The sequence below is a fragment of the Endozoicomonas sp. YOMI1 genome (genome assembly GCF_024606345.1).
Classification (GTDB): domain Bacteria; phylum Pseudomonadota; class Gammaproteobacteria; order Pseudomonadales; family Endozoicomonadaceae; genus Endozoicomonas.
Genome location: NZ_JAHHPM010000178.1, coordinates 1 through 8141 on the forward strand (window position 1 = coordinate 1; position 8141 = coordinate 8141).

The window sequence follows — 8141 nt, forward strand, 5'->3', positions numbered from 1 at the left end:
GGCCACAGACTGCTGTTTTCAAGGGCTGATGGGTTTTCGGACAAGCACTAATTACAAAAAACTGAAGCCCGGTAAACGCAGAGAGGTTGAGTCGCCAGAAGTCAGACTATAGGCACCGGACGCTACTTCAGAGGTTGATCTACCACTGACGATTTGAGAGATAGCATGAGTAGTAGGGTGAATGGAGCTAAAATCGCCGATGCCTGGCAATGGAGAAGAAGAGTACAGTCCTGGCTGGGACTGAACTGGTGCTGTGCGAATGGAACCAGCTCCCGGGTAATGCGGAGGCTCAGCCGATAGTGGCTCCTGTTTATGTTGCTGCCTAACTGCAAGGGGGGCCGGTTCGGTGGAGGTGGTGATCTCTCGATTACGAAGCTTGATGTAATTGCAGTCATCTGAGCAGGCATTTACACAAAGACACACGGCGCCAGAAAAGCAGACGCCAACAGCCAAGCCGCCGAAGACACCAGCGACAGTGCTGCAGGCTGCAGTATTATGGGCTACAACACCACCAATAGCGGCACCTCCAGCGGCAGGTATCGGAGTAGTTATGGCACACGCAAAGCGATCTTGTTTAATTCGCTCACAATCAAGGGTGTAGTCACATAACCGGTGGGCCGCTGGCTGTGTTGTCACCGTTGAAGCCGTAGCATTAGGGATATTCATATGCCTTATTATCCTCAGATTATTTGTTACTTCTGGCCCACAATTTTATTAGCAATAATGCTGGCTGCGGGCAGACATAATTATCTGACTTAATTATTCCCAAAAAGTTCCTTATGAATTACCACAATAAAATGAGTAAAGAAGGGTCATGTGCAAATATTTCTTCTTATCAGTAAAAATGACAATGATCATTCATAATTAAAGACCTAACACTGGCTTTCTCTTAATCGGTCACCTGAGCTTTTACCTCAGCAGGAAGTGTCTGAAACATTTTATTGTATTGCTCATGCAAATTCTTATGGCGCTTTAAACAATGATGCATAACAGTGTTGCCTTGTTTGTCTTTGATATGCATTAGCTTAAAAAATGTTTCAATACCCGTTTTTTCGATTATCGGGTCACAGAACTCGTTATTGATAAATTCACAGGGAAAGTATTTGTGCAGAGGTGTGCAGCCGTTGTTGTCTTTAAGTTTTAATAAATCAACCAGTAGGTCTGAATTTGATTGAAATAGATCCTGCAGAATACACTCTCGTAATGTTCGTCTGATATGAAATCGCAGCCTTGATGTATGGATGTTTACCAAGAGCAAATGCAAAGGGGTTGAGTCATCATTTTTCAAACGACCTTGCAAAAACGTAGTTAATCCATATTTTTTAACCAGCCAGTTAACTGTATCAATGAGATCATCCGGCCCAACATCTGAATAGTCAATAAACTCAGTTTTAGACAGAATATGCAATACATTTTCACCTGTCTCAGGATTTATTAGTTCAAGAAAGGCCCTGCCCGAATCACCCAGGGCATCAACGATGATTTCAAGAACATCTTTATAAAAGAGCAGATGTAACGTATCAGAACTCTGATTAAGTAAAAAAAGGAAGAATTCCTTGATTTGTTTCTCACTCATCATGCTAACCATTCCCTGGAATATCTGGAGACTAAAGCAGGCTTCCCTATTCAGGTTTTCAATATTGGCAATGCGTGACGTGAAGCGCTCAGGATAATGTATTTTGCAGTAAGCAACGTCAAATCGACACAGCGCTTTGATCAGCGGGCTTTTTTTGTCTTTCTGTGGACTTGTGGCCCATTGGACAAAAGTATCGTTATTGCCTGATTTCTTATGCAATGCAATCAGGTATGGGAGTTTTTCCATCAAGGGTTTATGGTTGTAGAGACTATGTTCAAGTATATAGAGAACAGATTCTGTGCATTGGGGTGAAGTTTGCTGACTGAAAAAACTTTCTATATCCGTCACACTCTTATTACAGAGATTCAATAAAAAACACTTGTGATTGACTTTAAACAGATCATCTTTTAATTTAGGGTCGCTTATTTGTCGGAAGTAATAGTCAGCATCGTCAAAACGTTCGGCTGTGATAGCATGGCTGTTCAATTCGGCCGCAAATGAATTTTTCAAGGCCTCGTCATGGGTGAACATGAACCTGTTTTTCAAGTAATGCCAATCGCCCCCATTATCTATTATGTGCTTCAACAAAGTTGTCTGGTGTTTGGTTTTGTAAAGCAGTAGTTTAATTTGTAATTCTTGATCCGTAATCCGATCCCAGAGAAATGTAGCCAGGTACATTGCTTCCCTGTTCATGGCATCTACAATCGGAGTTTGTTCTTGCTGCCTGAGTGTTATGGACATATCATCGGTACAGTCAAATGCCTGATCCCAAATACATCGATCACCAGCAATTATGAGATCCCGGTGGTCATCGTCCATATCACACAGCATGTGATCTATATCTTCTAGCAGCCTGTGATCTATAATTTTTGCACGAGAGTTAAGAAGCCACTGTTGAAATAAGGAATGGCCTTCCAATGTGCAAATGGACAGCACCTTGAACCTCAGTAATGGATTACCGAATGACATGGAGAGGTTGACAATTTTTTCAGGCTTCTTAAGTTCAAGGCATTTTTGTACCATTGAATGACCCGTTTCCGCTTGTGCTGTAAGAAGGTCAACTTTCTGATTATCGCTAAATGTTTCAGTCAATATAAATATCAATTCATCACTGATGCATCGCTTGCCTGTACAGGCCCATAGCAAAGCAGACACATTGGATTTTCCGGTAAAAAGAATAGCGTCCAAACGATCCTGAATAGTCAGGACATCTAACAGGTATTTAATACGGTGATGGTATTCTGGTTCAGTTAGCTGGAATTTTCTATAGGGACGCCTGAGATCACTGCACATGAACTGTAGTAAGGATTGATCAATGTCAGGACCCCCTTTCAGGATTTTTTCTATCAATTCCCTCTTTTCATGAAGAACGGTTTCAAACAGATAGGTACTTTTGTTATAAAGACAGGCGAATGCAAGGGGATGAGCAAGATCATGCATGGGTTGGGTGACCATCTCCAAAAGGGTTTGCCTATCAAATTTATCTTCCAGCTTCTTGAATAATGGCTCATCCATAACACGGCATACTTGATGCAATATCGTTTCGCCGTCATCGAAAGATTTTAAAAGTACATGCCGGAGGTCTTCCAAGGACAGTCGGTCTAATAAAACCTGGTAAAAAACACTGCCTGCCTCGTTGGAAATGCTAGCCAATTCCAGAAGTGAATCCGTAATCTTGAGTTTTTCCTGACATTCAGTGGGGCGAGGAATGAACAGGCTTTGAATCTGAACATTACTGAGAGCATTTAACTGGGCCTTAATCTCCAAGTGATTTTGTTGATACAAGGATTGATAGATGCCCTTGAGAAGAGCACTCCATGAAATCATATTGTCGGGGCTATTGGTTTTTGAGTCGGAAAAAGGGGTAACACTGGTGACTGAGCTATCAGTACTCTTTTCTTCAGGGTGGCATGTTACAGTACGTTTTGATATTTGCCGATCAAGTAGGTTGTTATCCCCTGACTCCATTGAATCCTGTTGTTTTTTTAAGCTAATGGGTGTCAAGTTATTTCCTGCAGTCTTATCCTCTTTTGATTCAGCATTTGAAATAGCCGAGACAGTTAGATTCAAACTAATATCCATGAAAAAATTACCCTTTTAACTGCTACACAATTATTATTAAAACCGAGACTGGTGAAAACAAACTTCTTGACTGGAAAAACACTGTGCCAGACAAGCTTGCATAGTGTTTTTATAAGTGATCTTATTTTTATTGGTTATTTGGACTTTTGTAATTAATGATAGTTCGATAAAAAAAATGAAATAAACGAAAACCAGTTTCAAAAATAATGAAATATCCGGTTTAAACATATTCAAGATTCAAGACCTGACAGTGTTTTTCCTCTCCTTTGAGACAACCTGGCAAGATCACGTTGATTATTCCAGAGCTTTTCAGATAATTCAGTAACTGTCTCATTACGATCAGAAACAACCCAGCCGGCAATTGCCTCCGCTACATCGGGATACGGATTCGCTGCCTTGCGCTGGGCGTTTTCTATAAAATGCTGCAGATTTTCATAAGACAGACAATAGAACACTTCAGCCAAATGCCGATTTTCAAGTGTATAGGCATTGGATAGTTGTTCTATTTGTCCCTTAAGAGGTTTAGTTAAAACGGGTAAGCCAATATGTATGCATTCGGCGATAAGTGTAAATCCGCAGTTACAAATCACCCCTCTGGATGTCTGCAGACTTTCTTTAAAGCTGTTTACGCTCATTTGAAAAAACTCCGTATTGCCAATAACCTCCGGCGCCCTGGGACCATAAATTTTAAACCGGTATCCCGAAAACCGGTTTAATAGACTGGCAACATTATCCTGATTTTCAAAGGGTAAATAGACAACAAGGTGTTTTTTATCTTCACATAGTCGTATTGTCGTGTCGATGACCGGAGGCAAGATCGGCTGGTGCTTGAAACTAACCCAATGAAGCCCGATGGTTTCTGAGGCCGGAGCAAAGAGTTTTACCGCTAACCCCGGAATGGAAAATCTCCGCAGCATGGGAACATCGTAGTCAAACGAATATTGATGACCAAAGCCAATGACTGCCTTGTTTCCTAAATACCCAGCCCAGGCCGTGACAGGTTCAAAGTCAGAGATAATAAGGTCATAGTCCTTCACATTTAACGTCCAGACATCACGTATAAAACCGAAAAAACGGTTATGCATTAATGTTTGAAAAAAATTGATACGGCCATTTTTCGCTATAAAAGTAAACCCATCCCGGTGCAAATAATCACCAAATACTTCCATATCGTAAAGCTCACTCTTCTGACGACCTGAAACAAGATATTGAACTCGGGCTCCACGATCGGCCAGTGCTTTCGCAATCAGGCGAGACCGTGTCAAATGACCATTGCCCATTCCCTGGATACCGAATAAAATGTTTACCCCAGTCGGCTCATCATCGTACTGCTGTCTGATAGGCGCTTCAAAATCGGATTCAGCCAAATTGTGTCCGGATAGAAAACCGGAGCAGCCGGACCGACTTTGTTCAATGGCATCGTAATGTAATAAATAGGTCTTAAGTGTGTCATCTGATACCGGTAAAATAAGACGACCGATCGGTAGGTGATCAGTTGTTAAATGCCGGTTAAAGTACTCAACCAAATGTTCCGCAAGCGCCCTTTTAATGTGTTGATACCTGGGTGAATAAGCCCGACACATCCGATTCCACAGTTTAATCGTGGTACTTTGAATCTCGTTATTCTGATAACTGTCAAACTCCGGGCGCAGGGCATTGATGGCTGATGTATTCATCGGAGTTTCCCGACCAAAGTATATGACAACTATCCTGACAACTATCCTGACAACTATCCTGACACAGCGGGATCAATACCGTCCGGTTTACAAAATACCCGGAAGTATCGGGTTTTCCGGGTCCACTTTCTGCTTGTCTATCCACTGTATCAGGTCTTCTCCGGTTTCGATGCCTGGCAAGCTGGTCACCGTTTGGACCCAGACAATGCCAGCAACCAATGCGTAGAGTTCCTTTGGTGCCTCCTTTTTTGTAAAGGTATATTCTTTTTCAGCTGTGCATGCCAGGGGGTTGATACCACTGGTGCGCAATTGGTTGACCTCAGGCTCAACTTCGGTCGGCAATGAGGCGCCCCGGGTGGTTCCCCCGCCAGCTCGAATGGAATCCCTTGGGCCAATCTTATCAGCGCCTCCACGAAGTTTGTCTCCAGGATTTGGACGCCCACCAAACAGGGTACTTCTACCGAACAGTCCATCAAACAGGCTACTGCCACCAAACAGGCTTTCTGCATCTGGCTTGTTTTGTCCACCAAACTGGCCTCCAACACCAGACGTGCTTCCGCCACCATACACGTACCCTGCACCAGAAAGGTTTGCTCCACCATACAGGTATCCTGCACCAGAAAGGTTTGCTCCACCATACAGGTGTCCTGTACCAGAAAGGTTTGCTCCGGGCAGGCTTTCGGCCTCCAACAGTTTTACCTGTCGCACAAATTTGCTTTCATCCTGTTTCAACAGGGAAAATCCAAAGGGAATGGCAAGTCCGGCCTCACTGGACATGGCGGTTTTGTGGTCAACCCCGATGGCTTCCAGCACTGGCGCCACTTGTTGAATGCCAATGTTGTGCTTTTCTGTCTTCCTGCTCTCCCCCTTACCATGGGAAAATGATACATTTTCTCGTCCCCACCAACTTGGTAGCGTATGAAGAGCAAAGGTTGCCTGGTGAAAATCAGCACCTTGCTTCAGTCCTTTGGGCATACGCAACCGGGCACAAATCGGAATCAGATTATCGCTGTCCTGGCTGCAGAAATTTGACACATACTTTCCCATGATGGTGCTGTTGAGTTCCACAGTGAATTCGGCGCCTTCCAAAGCCTTTTCACTACTGGCAAACAAATACACCTGAATAATGGGCGCCTTTGTCTCCCCTTTCGGCTCAACGCCCTTCCTCGCCAGCTTCAATCGTTCCTGTACCGCAGAAGGGAGCTTGTTCAAGGGTACCCATGAAGCGCTGACAACAGGCTGAATGTTCTGGTTGTTACCGACGATATTCACACTAATATCCGCCGTTGATACATTGCCGTTGCAGAATACGCTCACTGAGGGCATCCAAACCTGCCTGGCGAGAGAGGTTAACCGTTCTCCACTGGCCACTTTGGTCTCGGACGGTGCGCCCTGCCTGCTCATGCGCTGCAGGATGTCTGCCATATTCTCCATGGCAGTCCCGGTCCCGAATGGCCCCAGTGAGTAACGCTCAAGCTGGCTGGCAATAACATTGAGGCCTCTGGCCAATTGCTGTTCAGAGCGTTCACTTTCCCGGGACCGGGCAGGCATCTCTGGTTGCCCAGGCGCTGCCTGAAGTCCTGCAACGTCATCATAGGCGGGGGGCGCTGATGGAGCTGCATTCACTGGTGAATAATGCGGAACCTGTTGTGCCTGTGGGAACTGATGATCAGCACCATGATTCGCTGTCTGGTCGATGGTGTCACCTTCACAACGGGGGAAATCCTTACATAAGAATGATAAAGGCACACTAGGAAACATATCGAAAGTTAATCGCGACTGAGCTTCCTGCAGCAACTGGTTCTCATTCATTACGTTGATCAGCCAGTCGCTGCCCCTGCCCAAACAGCTGTCTGGTGCCCGGATAAGCTGACAAAATTTTGTGGCTTCAGGCCCATCAACGCCCTCTCCAACAATTACAGATTCCTCCTGAACGTGCTGGAGCAACCCTGTAATACACTGATGTTTTTCGCTGCCTTCACAACTCGGCTTTCTAATGTCGTCGAATCCTGACGCCTTGAGTTGTTTTTTCAGTGTTTCGGCGTTGAAGTCAGGATCCTGATTTGCTGCTGTGCAGAATTCTCCGGCGATGGCATGGCATTCCCTCACTGTCCTGTCATGCAAGAATTTAGTAAGGTCTCGGGGAGTTATATTACTGCGTTCAATTTGCCTGACTACCTGACCGGCAGAGGTTTGCTGTGGCAATGAACCCTGGACAACGGGATGAAAGGCAGATGATGGAGAAATGTTCACTTTTGGTCTACTCCGGACAGTGGATTTACATCCTCATTTAGATTTCCCGGCTGGATAAAAGTTCATTGCCTGGAAGCAAGGGTCAGGCCTTTGTATTTGAACACATTCAAGATTCAAGACCTGACACTGCTTCTCTTCTTCTTTTTTCGGGGTCTTGCATTACTTTTCTATACCGCTCCCTGGCGCGCTGATTTCTCAGTTTTCTGTTTTCGGGGTCTTGCATTCTTTCACTATACCGCTCCCTGCGGCGCTGATTTCTCAGTTTTCTTTTTTCGGGGTCTTGCATTCTTTCATTATACCGCTCCCTATCACGTTGATTCTTGAGCTTTCTTTTTTCAGGGTCTTGCATTCGCTCCCTTTCACGTTGATTCTTGAGCTTTCTTTTTTCGGGGTCCTGTCTTCGCTCCATTTGGCGCTCAGCAAACAAACTATCAGCAATTTCTTCTGCTGGGGTCATTTGCTTATCACTTGTCGCTTGGTTCAGGTTCACCGGGTTAAATAAAGTAACTGGTGGTAAATCCTGTCGGTTAAACAGTACAGCAGGAAGATGAGTT

5 protein-coding genes are annotated in these 8141 nt (G+C 44.6%); all 5 read right to left on the minus strand.

The window, feature by feature from the left end; genetic code table 11:
- Window positions 1-51: 51 nt before the first annotated feature.
- The gene (locus tag KDK15_RS06360; RefSeq protein ID WP_257294528.1) at window positions 52-666 is read right to left on the minus strand and encodes a hypothetical protein; all 615 of its coding nucleotides are present in this window, start codon (window positions 664-666) and stop codon (window positions 52-54) included.
- 223 nt (window positions 667-889) lie between these two features.
- Window positions 890-3580 (minus strand): hypothetical protein, encoded by a 2691-nt coding sequence (locus KDK15_RS06365; RefSeq protein WP_257294529.1) that lies wholly within the window; start codon window positions 3578-3580, stop codon window positions 890-892.
- Window positions 3581-3888: 308 nt separating this feature from the next.
- Entirely contained in the window at window positions 3889-5334 is a 1446-nt protein-coding gene (locus KDK15_RS06370; protein WP_257294530.1) for a glycosyltransferase family protein, read from the minus strand.
- Window positions 5335-5421: 87 nt separating this feature from the next.
- Complete coding sequence (locus KDK15_RS06375; protein ID WP_257294531.1) at window positions 5422-7587, minus strand: hypothetical protein; 2166 nt, start codon at window positions 7585-7587, stop codon at window positions 5422-5424.
- A gap of 106 nt (window positions 7588-7693) precedes the next feature.
- Window positions 7694-8141, minus strand: a 448-nt coding sequence (locus KDK15_RS06380; protein WP_257294532.1) for a hypothetical protein, incomplete at its 5' end; no start/stop codon positions are given.

Bases quoted from the DNA above. Each gene is read 5' to 3' on its own strand.
- KDK15_RS06360 (WP_257294528.1), bottom strand. From the start codon at position 666: ATGAATATCCCTAATGCTACGGCTTCAACGGTGACAACACAGCCAGCG.
- KDK15_RS06370 (WP_257294530.1), bottom strand. From the start codon at position 5,334: ATGAATACATCAGCCATCAATGCCCTGCGCCCGGAGTTTGACAGTTAT.